The 1340-nt window shown below is 62.7% G+C and carries 2 protein-coding genes; one reads left to right on the forward strand and one right to left on the reverse strand.

Annotated features, from left to right (window positions below; genetic code table 11):
* Positions 1 to 993, forward strand: a 993-nt coding sequence (locus ENZ75_RS31955; RefSeq protein ID WP_164888180.1) for a lactonase family protein, incomplete at its 5' end; no start/stop codon positions are given.
* A 24-nt stretch (positions 994 to 1017) separates the two neighbouring features.
* Here the strand turns inward: ENZ75_RS31955 and ENZ75_RS31960 are convergent.
* On the reverse strand, positions 1018 to 1340 hold a 323-nt coding region (locus ENZ75_RS31960), incomplete at its 5' end, for a TIM44-like domain-containing protein (RefSeq protein WP_164888181.1).

The raw sequence follows: 1340 nt of genomic DNA on the forward strand, positions 1-1340 counted from the left end.
ACGCTGGAAACACGAAAACTGGCCGAGACCAACGACGTCGACAATCCGACCTTCCTCTCGGTGACACCGGACGGCTCGCGGATCTACGCCAACTCGGAAGTGTTCACCTGGCGCGAGGGCACCGTCTCAGCTTACAGCTTCGATCGAGCTTCGGGGACGCTCATTTATCTGAACAAGCAACCGTCGCTCGGCAGCATAGCCGCCCACAACACCATCACCCGCGACGGGACAAAACTGCTGGTCGCCAATTACGGCATGGGCGAGGGCGGCCCGGATCGCGCGGTGGCTGTCTATGGCTTCGAAGAGAACGGCGCCTTGTCGGCGCCGCTCGCCAGCGTTTCGCATGAGGGCAGCGGCCCGAATGTGGCGCGGCAGGAACGCTCGCATGCGCACAGCGTCACCGAAACCATCGGCGGGGGAACAGCCATCGTCGCCGACCTCGGCATCGACCGGCTGGTGTCTTACCGGATCGAGCGCGAGGGCAATCTGGCCAAGCTAACCGAATCCGCTTTGCCATCCGGCGCCGGTCCACGCCACCTCGCACTGCATCCGAACGGACGCTTCGTCTTCGTCATGAACGAACTGGATTCGACCATCGTGTCGATGGCGCTGGACGAAGCCACCGGCAAGCTCTCGATCATCGACGCAAAGCCGGCGGTGCCGGCCGAGGCACGCGACAGCAACCACTGCGCCGATATCCAGATCTCACCGGATGGCCGTTTTGTCTACGGCTCCAACCGCGGCCATGACAGCGTCGTCATCATGGCGGTCGACCAGCAGACAGGGTCGCTCAGCCTCGTCAGCTATATCCCTTGCGGCGGCGCGACCCCGCGTAACCTGGCGCTGACGCCGTCAGGCGGCCATCTGTTTTCCGCCAACCAGAATGGCGACCGCATTTCGATCTTCGCCCGCGACGCCGACAGCGGCATACTGACCGACACCGGGCGCGCCATCGAGATCGGCACGCCGATGTGCGTCAAGATCGTGCGCTGAACGCCCACAAAAATCGCCCGAGGCTCAAGCCTGTTGTATTGCCGAGAGCTTCCAGTTCGATCCATTCTCACGCACGAAAGTCCACAGCTCGGTCGTCTCTGTCGGATGATCATCGTCGCCCGCGACGATTTTGCCGCTGGCCCGTTCGCGCGTCACGTCACGAGATTCGTAGCGCAAGGCGGCTGTGGCGTAGTCGCGCTCATCCTCGCGCCAGCTTTCCGCGATGTCGGCCTGCAGCAAGGTGATATCAGTCACCTCGTTCCTGAGACCTTTCTGGGCATTGTCGGCCAACTCTTCCGAAAGATAGGATACCATTTCGGGTGTAACCGCCCGGCGCAGAGCGGCAT

Source organism: Mesorhizobium sp. M7A.F.Ca.CA.002.04.1.1 (genome assembly GCF_004022805.1).
Lineage (GTDB): Bacteria > Pseudomonadota > Alphaproteobacteria > Rhizobiales > Rhizobiaceae > Mesorhizobium > Mesorhizobium ciceri.